Source organism: Crossiella sp. SN42, from assembly GCF_023897065.1.
Taxonomy (GTDB): Bacteria; Actinomycetota; Actinomycetes; order Mycobacteriales; family Pseudonocardiaceae; genus Crossiella.
This window is the reverse complement of the sequence record NZ_JAMHIV010000013.1, coordinates 109657-123380: the sequence shown is the minus strand read 5'-3', so window position 1 is coordinate 123380 and position 13724 is coordinate 109657. Positions and strand designations below refer to the sequence as shown.

15 protein-coding genes are annotated in these 13724 nt (G+C 71.3%); 5 read left to right on the top strand and 10 right to left on the bottom strand.

Annotated elements, in window-relative coordinates; translation table 11 throughout:
- Positions 1-2: 2 nt before the first annotated feature.
- Together M8C13_RS17225 and M8C13_RS17220 are read right to left on the bottom strand one after the other, a co-directional pair.
- Positions 3-842, bottom strand: coding sequence for an SDR family NAD(P)-dependent oxidoreductase (locus tag M8C13_RS17225; RefSeq protein ID WP_252481623.1), 840 nt, complete (start codon positions 840-842; stop codon positions 3-5).
- A complete protein-coding gene (locus M8C13_RS17220) occupies positions 839-1795 on the bottom strand; it encodes a zinc-binding dehydrogenase (protein WP_252481622.1) in 957 nt (318 codons plus the stop codon). The genes M8C13_RS17225 and M8C13_RS17220 overlap by 4 nt, the downstream gene beginning before the upstream one ends.
- A gap of 80 nt (positions 1796-1875) precedes the next feature.
- On the opposite strand from M8C13_RS17220, the gene M8C13_RS17215 reads away from it, so the two are divergent.
- A complete protein-coding gene (locus tag M8C13_RS17215; RefSeq protein ID WP_252481621.1) occupies positions 1876-2565 on the top strand; it encodes a TetR/AcrR family transcriptional regulator in 690 nt (229 codons plus the stop codon).
- Here the strand turns inward: M8C13_RS17215 and M8C13_RS17210 are convergent.
- Positions 2562-3860, bottom strand: a complete 1299-nt coding sequence (locus M8C13_RS17210) for a helix-turn-helix domain-containing protein (protein ID WP_374213086.1) — start codon at positions 3858-3860, stop codon at positions 2562-2564. The genes M8C13_RS17215 and M8C13_RS17210 overlap by 4 nt on opposite strands.
- Positions 3861-4171: 311 nt before the next feature.
- On the opposite strand from M8C13_RS17210, the gene M8C13_RS17205 reads away from it, so the two are divergent.
- Positions 4172-5377 carry a cytochrome P450 gene (locus tag M8C13_RS17205; RefSeq protein WP_252481619.1) on the top strand — a complete coding sequence of 402 codons (1206 nt, stop codon included), beginning with the start codon at positions 4172-4174 and terminating at the stop codon, positions 5375-5377.
- A gap of 67 nt (positions 5378-5444) precedes the next feature.
- Here M8C13_RS17205 and M8C13_RS17200 read toward each other — a convergent pair whose 3' ends face one another.
- Positions 5445-5939, bottom strand: coding sequence for a transcriptional regulator (locus M8C13_RS17200; protein WP_252481618.1), 495 nt, complete (start codon positions 5937-5939; stop codon positions 5445-5447).
- Positions 5940-5997: 58 nt separating this feature from the next.
- On the opposite strand from M8C13_RS17200, the gene M8C13_RS17195 reads away from it, so the two are divergent.
- Positions 5998-6903, top strand: coding sequence for a S41 family peptidase (locus tag M8C13_RS17195; RefSeq protein WP_252481617.1), 906 nt, complete (start codon positions 5998-6000; stop codon positions 6901-6903).
- Positions 6904-6949: 46 nt separating this feature from the next.
- Here the strand turns inward: M8C13_RS17195 and M8C13_RS17190 are convergent, their stop codons facing one another.
- The 4 genes from M8C13_RS17190 to M8C13_RS17175 all read right to left on the bottom strand — a co-directional run bounded on the left by M8C13_RS17190 (position 6950) and on the right by M8C13_RS17175 (position 11319).
- Positions 6950-7921, bottom strand: a complete 972-nt coding sequence (locus M8C13_RS17190; protein WP_252481616.1) for a VWA domain-containing protein — start codon at positions 7919-7921, stop codon at positions 6950-6952.
- Complete coding sequence (locus M8C13_RS17185) at positions 7921-8895, bottom strand: DUF58 domain-containing protein (protein WP_252481615.1); 975 nt, start codon at positions 8893-8895, stop codon at positions 7921-7923. The genes M8C13_RS17190 and M8C13_RS17185 overlap by 1 nt, the downstream gene beginning before the upstream one ends.
- Entirely contained in the window at positions 8892-9980 is a 1089-nt protein-coding gene (locus tag M8C13_RS17180; protein ID WP_252481614.1) for a MoxR family ATPase, read from the bottom strand. The genes M8C13_RS17185 and M8C13_RS17180 overlap by 4 nt, the downstream gene beginning before the upstream one ends.
- A gap of 97 nt (positions 9981-10077) precedes the next feature.
- Positions 10078-11319, bottom strand: a complete 1242-nt coding sequence (locus tag M8C13_RS17175; protein WP_252481613.1) for a cytochrome P450 — start codon at positions 11317-11319, stop codon at positions 10078-10080.
- 90 nt (positions 11320-11409) lie between these two features.
- Here M8C13_RS17175 and M8C13_RS17170 point away from each other — a divergent pair, with 90 nt between their 5' ends.
- Entirely contained in the window at positions 11410-12009 is a 600-nt protein-coding gene (locus M8C13_RS17170) for a TetR/AcrR family transcriptional regulator (protein WP_252481612.1), read from the top strand.
- Here M8C13_RS17170 and M8C13_RS17165 read toward each other — a convergent pair.
- Together M8C13_RS17165 and M8C13_RS17160 are read right to left on the bottom strand one after the other, a co-directional pair.
- Positions 11997-12566, bottom strand: coding sequence for a molybdenum cofactor guanylyltransferase (locus M8C13_RS17165; RefSeq protein ID WP_252481611.1), 570 nt, complete (start codon positions 12564-12566; stop codon positions 11997-11999). The two genes, M8C13_RS17170 and M8C13_RS17165, sit on opposite strands and share 13 nt — an antisense overlap.
- 9 nt (positions 12567-12575) lie before the next feature.
- Positions 12576-13025 carry a MarR family winged helix-turn-helix transcriptional regulator gene (locus M8C13_RS17160; protein ID WP_252481610.1) on the bottom strand — a complete coding sequence of 150 codons (450 nt, stop codon included), beginning with the start codon at positions 13023-13025 and terminating at the stop codon, positions 12576-12578.
- A 115-nt stretch (positions 13026-13140) separates the two neighbouring features.
- On the opposite strand from M8C13_RS17160, the gene M8C13_RS17155 reads away from it, so the two are divergent.
- Positions 13141-13692 (top strand): flavodoxin family protein, encoded by a 552-nt coding sequence (locus M8C13_RS17155; protein WP_256509195.1) that lies wholly within the window; start codon positions 13141-13143, stop codon positions 13690-13692.
- Positions 13693-13724: the final 32 nt, after the last annotated feature.

The window sequence follows — 13724 nt, the reverse complement described above, 5'->3', positions numbered from 1 at the left end:
GCTCAGCGCTGCTTCGGGATCACCGGCGGCACCACCGGGTCCGCGCCGGTGACCGCCCTGGCGAACCGGTCGGTGACCACCGGCGAGAACTCCGGGTGGGTGAGCACCCAGAACCGCTGCTCCCGCACCGCGTCCAGCACCGCCTCGGCGACCTCGGACGCGGGCTTGCCATTCCGCACCGCGGCGCTGATCGCCTCGCTGGACTTGGCCATCAGCTCCGCCTCCGGCCCCTCCCCGGCCGCGGGCGGGGTGCTGGCGGCGATGTTGGAGCGGGTCCAGGCCGGGCAGAGCACCGAGGTGCGCAGCGGGGAGCCGGTGAGCGCCAGCTCGTGCTGCACCGTCTCGGTCAGGCCGACCACCGCGTGCTTGGTCGCGGCGTAGGCGCTGGTACCCATGCCGGCCAGCAGGCCGCTCATGGACGCGGTGTTGACGATGTGGCCCTGGTCCTGGCGCATCATCCTGGGCAGGAAGGCGTGCATGCCGTGGATCACGCCCCACAGGTTGATGTCGATCGCGCGCTTCCACTCCGCCAGGCTGATCCGCCAGAACAGGTTGGAAGTGCCGATGCCCGCGTTGTTGCACAGCACGTGCGCGGCGCCGAACTCCGCGTAGGTCCGCTCGGCCAGGGCCTCCACGTCCTCGGCCTTGGCCACGTCGGCCCGGACGCCGATGGCCTTGTCCCCGAAGGACTCCACCAGCGCGTCCAGCGCGTCACCGTCCACATCGGACAGAACCAGCTGAGCGCCCTGCGCGGCGAAGGTGTGCGCCAGCGCGGTGCCGATGCCGCCGGCCGCGCCGGTGATGACGGCGACCTTGCCGGTCAGCTCCCGCAGCGCGGTCACTGGGCGGGGTCCAGCACGAGCTTGCCGACGGTGCGGCGGGCGCGCAGGTCCTCGTGTGCGGTGCGGGCGGCCGACATCGGGTACTCGCCGCCGATCTGCGGGCGCAGCTTGCCCGCGCGCACCAGCTCGACCATCTCGTCGAAGGGGGCCTGCACCAGCTCGGCCGGGTTGCGCAGGCAGTCGATCAGCCAGAAGCCGACGATGGACAGCGAGCCGCGCATCAGCTTGGCGGGCAGCACCGGGGTGGGCTGCACCCGGCCCGCGCTGCCGTAGGCCACGATCCGGCCGAAGGGGGCCAGCACGCTCAGCGAGGCGTCGAAGACCGGCCCGCCGACCATCTCCAGGACCACGTCGATCCGCTTGCCGCCGTTGGCTTCCCGCAGCCGCTCGGCCAGGCCGTCGGGGTCGCCGTCGACCGCGACGTCCGCGCCGAGGTCCAGGGCCAGCTTGCGCTTGTCCTCGGTGGAGGCGGTGGCGATCACGGTGCCCGCGCCGAAGACCTTGGCCAGCTGCACGGCCAGGGAGCCGACGCCACCGGCGGCGGCGTGCACCACCACGGACTCGCCGGGCTGGATCCGGGCCGAGGTCCTGAGGATGTGCCAGGCGGTGGTGCCCTGGCAGATCAGCGCCAGCGCGTCACCGTGCGAGATGTCCTCGGGCACCTCGAACAGGCGCTGCGGCGCGGCGACGACCTTGCTGGCGTAGCCGCCGGAGTCGATCAGCGCGATCACCCTGCGCCCGTCCGCGGTGCGGCCGATGACCTCGCCGCCGGGGATCAGCGGCAGCTTCGCCGGGGCCAGGTAGGAGTTCTCCACGTTGTGGGTGTCGCCGTAGTTGACGCCTGCGCGGTCGACCTCGACCAGCACCTGCCCCTCCGCAGCGACCGGGTCCGGCAGCTCGACCAGGGTCATGACCTCGGGTCCGCCGAACTCGGTGATCTGTACCGCGCGCACGTGCCGCTCCCTCTGCCTGCCCCAGTGCCGACTTCTAACTTACGCCGTACAGTACGCTGTACAGTAAGGAGGAGGCAACCATGACCGAACAGCTCCAGCGCAAGCGCGCGCCCCGCAACACGCTCAACCCCGAGCTGATCGTGCGCACCGCGCTGGAACTGATGGACGCCGAGGGCGTCGACTCCTTCGGCATGCGCGCTCTGGCCAAACGGCTCGGCGTCGGCCCGATGGCCCTCTACACCTACTTCCGCGGCCGGGACGAGCTCCTGGATGCCGTGCGCGACCACGCGATGGCCCAGCACCCGATCCAGCTGGGCGGGGACACCTGGCAGGAGCGGGTCCGGCTGACCTGCCGGGGCATCCGCGGCATGATGCTGGCCCACCCGTGCCTGGTGCAGCTGTTCACCGCGCGCCCGCTGGCCGGGCACGAGGTGCCGCACGCGGTGGAGGCGCTGCTCAGCGTGCTGCGCTCGGCCGGCTTCGACCGCGACTCCGCCACCCGGGCCTACCTGACCCTGTTCAACCACGTGCTCGGGGTGGCCGCCTGGGAGGTGCAGCTGAGCCGGCAGCTGGCCGACCGGGAGGGCCGCCGCCAGCTGCGCGAGACGATGGACTCCTTGTCCCGCACCAGGTATCCGACCCTGGTGGACCTGGTGCCGGAGCTCAACCGCAGCAACGGCGACGCCCAGTACGAGTTCGGGCTGGACCTGCTGATCACCGGGCTGGAGCGGGTCCTGGCCCAGCGGGAGGCCGGGCCAGGAACGGCCTAAGCGGCGTACTGCGACTGCACCGTGGTGATCTCGTGCACCAGTTGCTGGCAGTCCGGGTCCCGGCGGCGGGCCGCCTCCTCCTTCAGCGGAGTGAGCCGGTCCAGCACCCGGCGGGACTGGAGCTGTTCGGCGGCGGAGACCGCGGCCACCGCCGCGGGCACGCCGAGCCGGTGGTCCCCCGCGCGCAGATACCCGGTGGCCAGGGCGATCCGCTCGAAGGTCTGGCTGCGCGCGGTCAGCTCGGTGCGCAGGCCGATGGAGTGCTCGAACAGCGGGATGGCCCGGAACGGGTCGCCGTCGCGCATCTCCAGGTGCATCATGCCCTCGCTGGCGGCCAGGTCCGCGGCGGTGAAGAAGGCGGCCCAGCTGGGCCGTTCCGGTTCGCCGTACTCCTGGGCGCGGGCGAAGTCCCTGCGCGCGCGGGCCATCGCCGAGGCCGCCAGGCCGGGCCGGTTGAGGCGACCGTAGGCCCAGGCCTGGTTGGCCGCGAGCACCGCGCCGGCGCGCGCGTCGCCGGCGTCCGCGGCCGGGATCTCGCCGAGCTGGAACAGCTTCAGCGCGTCGTTGACCGCGCCGTTGTGCAGCTCGATGCGGGCCGCGGCGTAGAGCACGCTGCACATCAGCCCGTGGTCATCGGCCTGTTTGGCCAGCTCCACCGCCTGCACGTAGTGGTAGCGGGCGGCGTCGGCCAGTCCGACGTCGAAGGAGGTCCAGCCGGCGAAGCGATGCGCGTTCGCCACCGCGCTGAGCAGCCGCCCGCGCACGGCCTCCGTGCAGTCCGCGGAGAGCAATCGTCTGCACCAGGAGACATGCGCGATCGCCGCGTCCCGGACCGACCCCCCGCCCTGCTGGTAGTCCAGGGCCTTCAACGCCCCCGTCGCAGCCTCGATCCGCCGTACGTCCTCCAGCCCCAGCCGCCCCGGCACGGGGGTCGGGCTGGTCACATCGCGCAACGGCCCCAGCTGCCCCCAGCCGAAGTCCAGCGTCGCACCGACGACAGCGCTCGCGGCGGCGGCGAGGAACCTGCGGCGTTGCACGTCCTCGTCCTCCCTCCCGCCGGATGGCCCATCCACGGCTACTCCAGGTGAGTAACCCATCCCCATGTAACCACGCGGAATGCCCAACCCATCACCTATACGGGCGAGCACGTCATAGGCCATCACCTGGCGGCCTTTGGTGATCTCGGAGACCTCGGACTGCGACTGTCCGGTCCGGGCGGCAATACGCTTCTGAGTGATGCCGAGACGGCGCAATAGCTGGTAAACGCGTGAGATATCGCGGCGCACCAGCGCCATGCGCATCTCCGGTTCATCCCAGGTCGAGGATGGGATCGGTGGATCGCGTTCCTCTGCACCGCTCATTGGGCCCCCTACCCATGGCGTGGCTCACATCGGGCTAGTACCGAGAGTAGCGGTATAGACCACTTGCCCACCCACCCGTTCGGCGTAAACCGGGGGAAATAGGGCAAGAATTCTGCCTCTTAGTGCCCGCCGCCACCAGAGCCAGGCGGTGGGAACCGACTCCACCCGATCGCGCATTGACGGCTCACCCACACCGGCCTAACTTTGTAAGCGAGTGCTTACAAAGCCACGTCGGGAGCTCGCACATGACCACCACACCTGCCGCCGCCAGGGATCTGGACCCGATCCCGTACCCGTTCAACGAAGCCGAGGGCCTCGGCCTGTCCGACCTCTACGAACAGATCCGCAACACCCCCGGCATGCTGCGCGTGCGACTGCCCTACGGCGAGCCCGCCTGGCTGGCCACCCGCTACGCCGACGCCCGATTTGTGCTGGGCGACAAGCGGTTCAGCCGCGCGATGGCCGAGACCAGGGACGCGCCCCGGGCGGTGCCCGTGGTCCGGCCCGGCGGCATCCTGGGCATGGACCCGCCGGACCACACCCGGCTGCGCACCCTGGCCGCCAAGGGCTTCACCATGCGCCGGGTCGAGGCGCTGCGGCCCAGGGTGGCCCAGCTGGCCGAGGACCTGGTCGCCGGGCTGATCGAGAAGGGCCCGCCGGCCGACCTGGTGGAGGAGTACGCGCTGCCCATCCCGGTGGTGGTGATCTGCGAGCTGCTCGGCGTGCCGCCGGAGGACCGGCCTCAGTTCCGGGTGTGGAGCGACGCCGCGCTGTCCACCTCCGGGCTGACCCCGCAGGAGATGGAGCAGAACCAGGAGGACCTGCGCGGCTACATGTCCGGGCTGATCGCCGAGCACCGCGAGCGGCCGCGGGACGACCTGATGACCGCGCTGATCGAGGCCCGCGACGTGGGCGACCGGCTGACCGAGCTGGAGCTGGTCGACCTGTGCGTGGGCATCCTGGTGGCCGGCCACGAGACCACCGCGACCCAGATCCCGAACTTCCTGTGGATGCTGCTGGAGCACCCGGACCAGCTGAAGAAGCTGCGGGCCGAGCCGGAGCTGATCCCGAACGCGGTGGAGGAGCTGCTGCGGTTCGTGCCACTCGGTGTCGGCGCCAGTTTCCCGCGCTACGCCACCGAGGACGTGCAGGTGGGCGAGGTGCTGGTCAAGGCGGGTGAGCCGGTGCTGGTGTCGGTGGGTTCGGCCAACCGGGACGCGCTGAAGTTCACCGAGCCCGGCGTGCTCGACGTGACCAGGACCAACATCCAGCACCTGGGCTTCGGGCACGGCGTGCACCACTGCCTCGGCGCGATGCTGGCCAGGATGGAGCTGCAGGAGGCGCTGCGGGTGCTGCTGGCCCGGCTGCCGGGGCTGCACCTGGCCGGGGACATCACCTGGAAGAACCGGATGATCGTGCGCGGACCCAAGAGCATGCCGATCGCCTGGTGAGCAACGACGCCGGGGCCGGAAGCCGACGCTCGGCGATCATGGCCCGGCCCCGGCCTGGGCTCCGGCGTCAGGGTGTGACCGCCCGCCGATAGAGGGTCACCAGGATCCCGTGGACGGCCTCGCCCTCACCGGCATCCGCTGTCTCGTCCACGATCTGCTGCAAGGCGTGGGCTGTCCGGGCGGCCACCTCCGGAGTGAGCCGGAGGTGGCGCAGCACCACGAGCGGTTCCCCGGCGGCGCGACCGATCTCCTCGGCCACGGCGGCGAACATCGCCTGGGTGTGTTCGGGCGGCGATTCGGTGTAGGACATGCGGTGGGCGGTGCGCTGGTAGTACTGCTCCGTTCCGCCGCGGACCTGCCGGGTCTGCACGATGCGGACGAGCCCGGCCTCGCGCAGCACCTTGAGGTGGTGTCCGACGTTGCCCTTGCGCTCGCCAAGGGACACGGCCAACTGGCTGGTCGTCGCGGGTTCGCGGCCCAGCACGAAGAGCAGCCGCTGGCGCAGCGGGTGCGACAGTGCCTTGAACTGCTCGGGGCTGCCGATCTCCAGCCAGTCATCCACACCAGAAAGTGTCTAATTCCATTGACGCTTTTGCAAGGCCGCTGCTCTACTGCCCGGCATGGACATCCCGTCGATCGTCACCAGGACCCGCGAGCTGCTGATCGGGCACTACGTCTTCCCCGAGGTCGCGGCGAGACTGGACGCCCACCTCGCCGCGCGCGCCGGCCACTACGCGAGCGCCACCACGCCGAAGGAGCTGGCTGGGCTCGTCACGGCGGACCTCCAGTCGGTCAACGGCGACCGGCACCTGCGGCTCAAGCACCACGTCGACGAGGTGCCCGAGGGTGACGACGCGGCGTCCCGGCAGCATGACGCCAAGACGTTCGACGACAGCATGGGCGGCGTGCCGCTGGTGCGCCTGCTCGACGGCGGCGTCGCGCACCTGGAACTCGCGCCGATGCTGTTCCCGGTGGCGATGGTCGCGGAGTCGATCGCGGCGGCCTTCACCCTCGTCGCGCACGCCGACGCACTGATCATCGACCTGCGGCGCAACCGCGGCGGGGACCCGGACACCGTCGCGCTGGTGTGCGGCTACCTGCTGGACGAGCCGACGCACCTCAACACGTTCTACGCCCGCGAGGACGAGTCATACCGCCAGTTCTGGAGCCTGCCGCACGTGCCGGGGACGAGGTTCGGCAGCGCCAAGCCGGTGTACGTGCTCACCAGCGGCACGACGTTCTCCGCCGCCGAAGAGCTCAGCTACGACCTCCAGCAACTGGGGCGTGCCACGATCATCGGCGAGACGACCCGCGGTGGCGCGCACCCGTGCCGCGGCTTCACCGTCCACCCGCACCTGGAGGCGACCATTCCGGCCGCCCGCGCGATCAACCCCATATCCGGCACGAACTGGGAAGAAGTCGGCGTCGTCCCCGACATCGCGGTACCAGCCGGGGAAGCGCTCGACCGCGCGCACCGCGAGGCGCTGACCACACTGGGACGCCCCTGGGGCGTGTTCTCACAGTGAAGCCGCCTCGCCACGGCCGGGGAGCCCGGCCGCGGCGAGCAGTGGTTCAGGGCAGGCGCTGACCGATCAGCAGCGAGGTGCCCGCGGCGATGATCAGCGCCAGGGTGCCGAGCATCAGCCAGGGGCGGCTGGCGTCGTCTTCCTTGGTCTCGTAGCCGATCTGCTCGCCCAGGGTGTCGTAGACCTTCTGCAGCTGTTCGGCGGAGTCCGCGCGGTGGAAGTCGCCGCCGGAGGCCTCGGCGATCTCCTTCATGGTCTCCACGTCGGCAGGCACCTGGGTGGTGCGGCCCTCGCTCTCGATGGTGCCGTAGTCGGTGCCGAAGGCGATCGCGGAGACCGGGATCTTGGCCTTGCCCGCCCGCTGCGCGACCTCGACCGGGTCGGCGCCCACCGTCTTCTTGCCGTCGGTCATCAGCACGATGCGCGAGGGGGGCGGGCCGTCGGCGCCGGTGAGCAGCTTGCCGAAGGACTCGATGGTGGCCATCGCCGCGTTCAGCGCGTCACCGGTGGCGGTGGCCGGGCCGAGCTTGAGCGTGTCGATGGCCTCGGCCACCGGTTTGCGGTCCACTGTGGGCGAGACCAGCACCACCGCGGAACCGGCGAAGGAGATCAGGCCCAGGTTGACGCCCTTGGTCAGGCCGTCGGTGAAGGACTTCGCGGACTTCTTCGCCGCGTCCAGCCGGGTCGGCGTGATGTCGGTGGCCTGCATGGACAGCGACACGTCGATCACCAGCATCACGGTGGCCCGGTTGCGCGGCACCCGCTGCTCGGAGGTCGGCCCGGTCAGCGCGATGGTGAGCAGCAGCAGCGCGACCCCGAGCAGCGCGGGCGGCACGTGCCGGACCCAGTTCTGCCGCTTGGGGATGACCTTCTCCAGCAGCTCCAGGTTGGTGAAGCGCATGACGTAGCGCCGCCGCCTGCGCTGCACCAGCAGGTACACCACGACCAGCACGGCGACCGCGATCGCGAGCAGGAACCACCACGGCGCGGTGAACCCGCGCAGGCTGAGCCCGAACATCAGGCCACCCCTCCCGACCAGCGGCGCTTGCGGGCGACCACAAAACGGACCGTGTCGGCCACCCAGTCGGAGTCGGTGCGCAGCACCAGGTGACCGGCGCCCACGCCGCGCAGCACGGTGGCCACCTGCTCCCGGTGCGCGGCCGCCGCGGCGCCGAACTCCTTGCGCAGCAACGGGGTGGTGTGCACCTCGCGCTGTTTGCCGGTCTCCGGGTCGGACAGGACGACGGTTCCCACGTCGGGCAGCTCCACGTCTCGCGGGTCGAGCACCTCGATGGCCAGCAGGTCGTGCCGGGCCGAAAGCGCGCGCAGCGGGCGCTCCCAGGTCAGCGGGCCGAGGAAGTCGGAGATCACCACGGCCAGGCCGCGCCGCCGGGGCGGGCGGCGCAGCTGTTCCAGGGCCAGCGCCAGGTCGCCGCGGGTGCCGTCAGGGGCGCGCTTGGTCTGCGCGATCCGGCGCAGCAGGCCGCTGCCGTGCGCCAGGCCGCCGCGGGCGGGCACGCGTTCGGTGTGCTCGCCGGTGGAGACGATCGCGCCGATCCGGTTGCCGCCGCCCCCGGTCAGGTGGGTCACCGCGGACACCGCGGCCACCGCCAGCTCCCGCTTCTCGCAGGCGGCGGTGCCGAAGTCCAGGCTGGGCGAGAGGTCGACCACGACCCAGGTCTCCAGCTCGCGGTCGGCCACCGTCTCCCTGATGTGCGGCACGGTGGTGCGCGCGGTGACCGCCCAGTCCATCCGGCGCACGTCGTCGCCGGGCTGGTACGGCCGCGCCTCACCGGGCTCGGTGCCGGGACCGGGCACCAGGCCGAGGTGGTTGCCCTGCAACAGCCCGTCCAGCCTGCGCCGGACGGTCAGCTCCAGGGTGCGCAGCGCCACGTCCAGGCGGGACTCGTCCAGCGCTGGCGGGGCCCAGGACGGCCTGGTGGCGCGCACCGGCCCGGCGTCGGGGTTCTCGGGGCTGGGCGTGCCGGTCACGGGCGCTGGACCGGCGCGGCCTGCGGGACGACGGGCGCCTGCGGCACGGGCGAGTGCTGCGGCTGCGGCAGCTGCGGGCGCGCGGAGACCTGGGGCAGCGGCACGGTCTGCAGCACCCGGGAGACCAGGTGGTCCATGGGCACGCCGTCGGCCAGCGCGTCGTAGGAGAGGACCAGGCGGTGCCGCAGCACGTCCGGCACCACGTCCACCACGTCCTGCGGCAGCACGTAGTCGCGGCCGCGGACCAGGGCCAGCGCGCGGGCGGCGGCCACGATGCCCAGGGTGGCGCGCGGGGAGGCGCCGTAGGCGATCCAGCCCGCCACGTCGCCAAGGCCGTTCTCGGCGGGCGCGCGGGTGGCCAGCACCAGGCGGACCACGTAGTCGACCAGCGCGTGGTGCACGAAGACCTTGCTGGCCACGCCCTGCAGCCGGGACAGCTCCTCCGGGCTGAGCACCTGGGACGGCTCCGGCGGGGTCACACCCATCCGGTAGACGATCTCGCGCTCTTCCTCGGCGGTCGGGTACTCGACGATGATCTTGAACAGGAAGCGGTCGCGCTGCGCCTCCGGCAGCGGGTAGACGCCCTCGTTCTCGATCGGGTTCTGGGTGGCCAGCACCAGGAACGGGGCAGGCATCGGGAAGGTCTGGCCGCCGATGGAGACGTGCCGCTCGGCCATCACCTCCAGCATCGCCGACTGCACCTTCGCGGGCGCGCGGTTGATCTCGTCGGCGAGCACGAAGTTGGCCACCACCGGGCCCAGCTCCACGTCGAAGCTCTCGGTGCCCTGCCGGTAGATGCGGGTGCCGAGGATGTCGGCTGGCACCAGGTCGGGGGTGAACTGCAGGCGGGAGAAGGAGCCGCCGACGACCTTGGCGAAGGTCTCCACCGCGAGGGTCTTGGCCACGCCGGGCACGCCCTCCAGCAGCAGGTGTCCCTTGGCCAGCAGGCCCACCAGCATGCGCTCGACCAACCGGTCCTGGCCGACGATGACGCGCTTGACCTCGAACACGGTGCGCTCGAGCAGCTGTGCGTCGCGCGCGGGCGTGGTCGCGGCCGCGCCCTCGGCGTACCCGGGCTCGGTCACTGGCGAACCTCCTAGAACGAAGAACTGTGTACCGGCACATAACCCCACCTGTGCCGGTACACAGCAAACCCCTCGTTGGGTATGACCCCTGTGAAGATCAGTTCAGCCTGACCGGCAGCTCGGCCAGCGCGCGCATGCCGCTGACCCGCAGCTTGAGCTCCTCCGGCGGCACCGCGAGCCTGATCTCCGGGAAGCGCCGGATCAGGGTGCCGATGGCCACCTCGCCCTCCAGCCTGGCCAGCCGCGCGCCGAGGCAGAAGTGGATGCCGTGGCCGAAGCCGAGGTGCTTGCCCGCGTCCCTGGTGACGTCCAGCCGGTCCGGGTCGGTGAACAGCTCGGGGTCCCGGTTGGCCACCGGCACCGCGATGAACACCGCGCTGCCCGCCGGGATCACCGTGTCACCCAGCCGCAGGTCCTCGGTGAGCGCCCGGTTGAGGCCGGGGTTGATCGGGCCGTCGAAGCGCAGCAGCTCGTCCATGGCCGGGTTGAGCAGCTCGGGGCGCTCGCGCAGCAGCTGGAGCTGGTCGGGGTGGGTGAGCAGGGCGCGCATACCCAGGGAGATGAGGTGGGTGGTGGTCTCGTGCCCGGCGAAGATCAGCAGCGCGGCCATCGCGACCATCTCCGCGTCGGTGAGCGCCTGGCCGTCGACCTCCACCGCGGCCAGGTCGCCGAGCAGGTCCCCGGCGGCGGCGTCACCGCGCTTGTGGACCATCAGCTCGCGCAGGTACTCCCCCATCTCCAGCAGCTTCGGGATGTGCACCGGCGCCTGGGCGAGGTCGGCGAACAGCGCGGTCATCGCGTGCGACCAGTCCCGGAACAGCGCGCGGTCCTCGACCGGGGTGCCGAGCAGCTCGCAGATCACCGTGATGGGCAGCTGGAAGGCGAACTCCTCGATCAGCTCGACCGGTTCGGTGCGCTCGGCCAGCCGGTCCAGCAGCTCGGCGGTGATCTGCTCGATCCGCGGCCGCAGCGCGTCCACCCGGCGGGCGCTGAAGGCGCGCACCACGAGCTTGCGCTGCCGGGTGTGCTCCGGCGGGTCCAGGTGCAGCATCGAGCCGCCCACCAGCGCGCCGATGGCCATCAGCGCCTCGCCGATCTCCCCCGTCGGCGACTCCGCCGACGACTCCGGTGGGGTCTCCGGCTGGTGGATGCGCACCGTGGCCTGCGGCGCGGCCAGCACCGCGACCGCGTCGGCGTGCCTGCTGACCGCCCAGTGCTGCCGGCCGCCGAGCTCCCAGAGCAGCTTGGGCGGCTGCGGCTCGGTGATCTCCGCGACCGCCGGCCCCAGGGCCGCGAGGGCCTCCGCGATGTGCTCGGTCTGGTCCTGCTTGGTCGACATTTCCCCTCCTCAACGCCCGTTCACTACGAACGTAGTACTACTGTAGCAGTGAATCTGTCGGCGGTGCGCGGCGTGGGGCAGACTGTGCGGGTGCCACCCCAGAACGAGCAGCGCAAGAAGCACCTCGCGGACGCCGCGATCGACGTGCTGGCCCGCGAGGGCGGCCACGGCCTGACCCACCGGACGGTGGACAAGGAGGCCGGGGTGCCGACCGGCACGACCTCGAACTACTTCCGCACCAGGGACGCGCTGTGGTCGGCGGTGGCGCACCGGGTGGCCGAGCGGCACTGGGAGATCATCGGCACCATCGAGGGCTTCCCGGAGAAGATGGCCACGCCGATAGAGGCATCCGAGGCGATCAGCCTGATGCTGACCGGACTGGAGGAGGAGGGCCGGATCTTCAACCTGGCCATGCTGGAGCTGAACCTGGAGGCGATCCGGCGACCAGGCCTGCGGCCGACCCTGCACGAGCTCAACGAGCTGGTCACCAAGCAGATGGGGATCAACCACCGGCTCCAGCAGCTGCCGGATGACCGGGAGACCCTGGACCTGATCGGGATCTTCCTGCGCGGCCTGCAGCTGAGCATGCTGATGCCCTGGACCCTCGGCCAGGCCTACGATCCCGCGAAGCTGATCGAGCGCGCCTACGGGGCCATGCTGGCCAGCGCGCCACCGCCTCAGTCCGGGTGAGCCGCCCGCCAGGCGGCCAGATCCTCAGGCGTGTCCACGTCGCGCCCCTCCCGCACCACCGCGGGCACCTCGACGACGTGCAGACCACCGAACACCGCGCGCAGCGGCGCGTCGGCCAGCTCGGCGGGCATCGCCGCCCGCAACGCGGCCAGCCGCCACACCCCGGTGAGCCACTGCTTCCGCCCGTCGGCCACCAGCACCGCCCCGTCCGAACCGTCCACATCGGACAGTGCCGCACACAGGCGGGACACCGTGTCCGCGGTGACACCTGGCTGGTCGGCGGCCAGCACCGCCACCAGACCGTCCACTTCGGACAGTGATGCCAGTCCGGCCCCCAGTGCCGCGAGCGGCCCCGATCCGACTGGTACCTCACGTGTCCAGGACACCGGACGGCTGACCGTCCGTTGTGGACCAACCACGACCACCAGCGACGCGGCCGCGACGGCGGCCAGCGCGTGCTCGAGCAGGCTGCGCCCGCCGAGCAGCAGCCCCGGTTTGTCCACGCCGCGCATCCGGCTCGCCCTTCCCCCGGCGAGCACCACGGCCGTCAAGCGCACGTCCACCGCTCAGGTCGCCGCCCGCAGCGCGGCCACCGCGTCGGCCAGGTCGGGATCGTTGGCGGCCTTGTCCAGCGCGGCGCTGAGCGTCTCCCGGTAGACCGGTTCGGCCAGGGCCTGCCGCTGTCTGCCCTCGGGGGTGAGCATCGAGTACACGCCCCTGCGGTCGTTCTCGCAGGGGTCGCGCACGGTCAGCCCGGCCTCCTCCAGCCGCGCCACCAGCCGGGACACCGAGCTCTGGTTGAGCCCGATGGCGTCGGCGAGCACCTGCATGCGCAGGCTGCACCCGTCCACCTCGGCCAGCCTGCTCAGCGCCCGGTACTCGGTCAGCCCGAGCCCGAACCGCCGTTGCAGGGCCTTGGCCAGCTCCTGCTCGATCCGCCCGTGCAGGGTGATCACCCTGCGCCAGGCCGGTTCGTCCACCGCGTCCCGCGCGGCCACTGTGTTCTCCGCTGTCACTGTTGACCCCACAACCACGCCCCTTGACCGGAGCCTACCTCCGGTGCCAGTATCTCGGCCAGAAGTACATGTAGGTGCATGCATCTACTCTATCCCCTAGAAAGGTCCCCTTCTCATGCGTTCGTTCCTGTTCTTGCTCGGCAGCACGCGCCAAGGTGGTAACACAGAGACATTGGCACGTAACGCAGCGGAAAATCTCCCTACTAACGTCGAGCAACAGTGGCTCAACCTGGCCGCGCTGCCCCTTCCGGAGTACGTGGACCGCCGCCATGCGCCCGGCAATCGTCTGCATCCCGCCCCGATCGGCACCGAGCGGCAACTGTTGGACGCGACCCTGGCCGCCACCGACATCGTGATCGCCTCGCCCACCTACTGGTACTCGGTGTCCACCCCGACCAAGCGCTACCTCGACTACTGGAGCGACTGGTTCGACATCGAGGAGCTCGGTTTCAAGGGCCGGATGGCTGGCAAACGGCTGTGGGTGATCACCGCGCTGAGCGAGGAGCCGCACCAGGCGGACGCGCTGATCGACCAGCTCCGGCGGTCGGCGGCGTACCTGAAGATGGAGTTCGCGGGGGCGCTGACCGGGAACGGGAGCAAGCCGGGCGACGTGCTGGCCGACACCGAGGCGATGAACAACGCGAAGGTCTTCTTCGCCTCGGTGTGAGGTGCTGACTGGGGGTTTGCCCGCTCTCCACG

Excerpts from the sequence above, each read along its gene's own strand:
- M8C13_RS17215 (WP_252481621.1), top strand. The coding sequence starts at position 1,876 with ATGACCGAACAGCTCCAGCGCAAGCGCGCGCCCCGCAACACGCTCAAC.
- M8C13_RS17210 (WP_374213086.1), bottom strand. The coding sequence starts at position 3,860 with ATGGCGCTGGTGCGCCGCGATATCTCACGCGTTTACCAGCTATTGCGC.
- M8C13_RS17205 (WP_252481619.1), top strand. The coding sequence starts at position 4,172 with ATGACCACCACACCTGCCGCCGCCAGGGATCTGGACCCGATCCCGTAC.
- M8C13_RS17195 (WP_252481617.1), top strand. The coding sequence starts at position 5,998 with ATGGACATCCCGTCGATCGTCACCAGGACCCGCGAGCTGCTGATCGGG.
- M8C13_RS17190 (WP_252481616.1), bottom strand. The coding sequence starts at position 7,921 with ATGTTCGGGCTCAGCCTGCGCGGGTTCACCGCGCCGTGGTGGTTCCTG.
- M8C13_RS17175 (WP_252481613.1), bottom strand. The coding sequence starts at position 11,319 with ATGTCGACCAAGCAGGACCAGACCGAGCACATCGCGGAGGCCCTCGCG.
- M8C13_RS17155 (WP_256509195.1), top strand. The coding sequence starts at position 13,141 with ATGCGTTCGTTCCTGTTCTTGCTCGGCAGCACGCGCCAAGGTGGTAAC.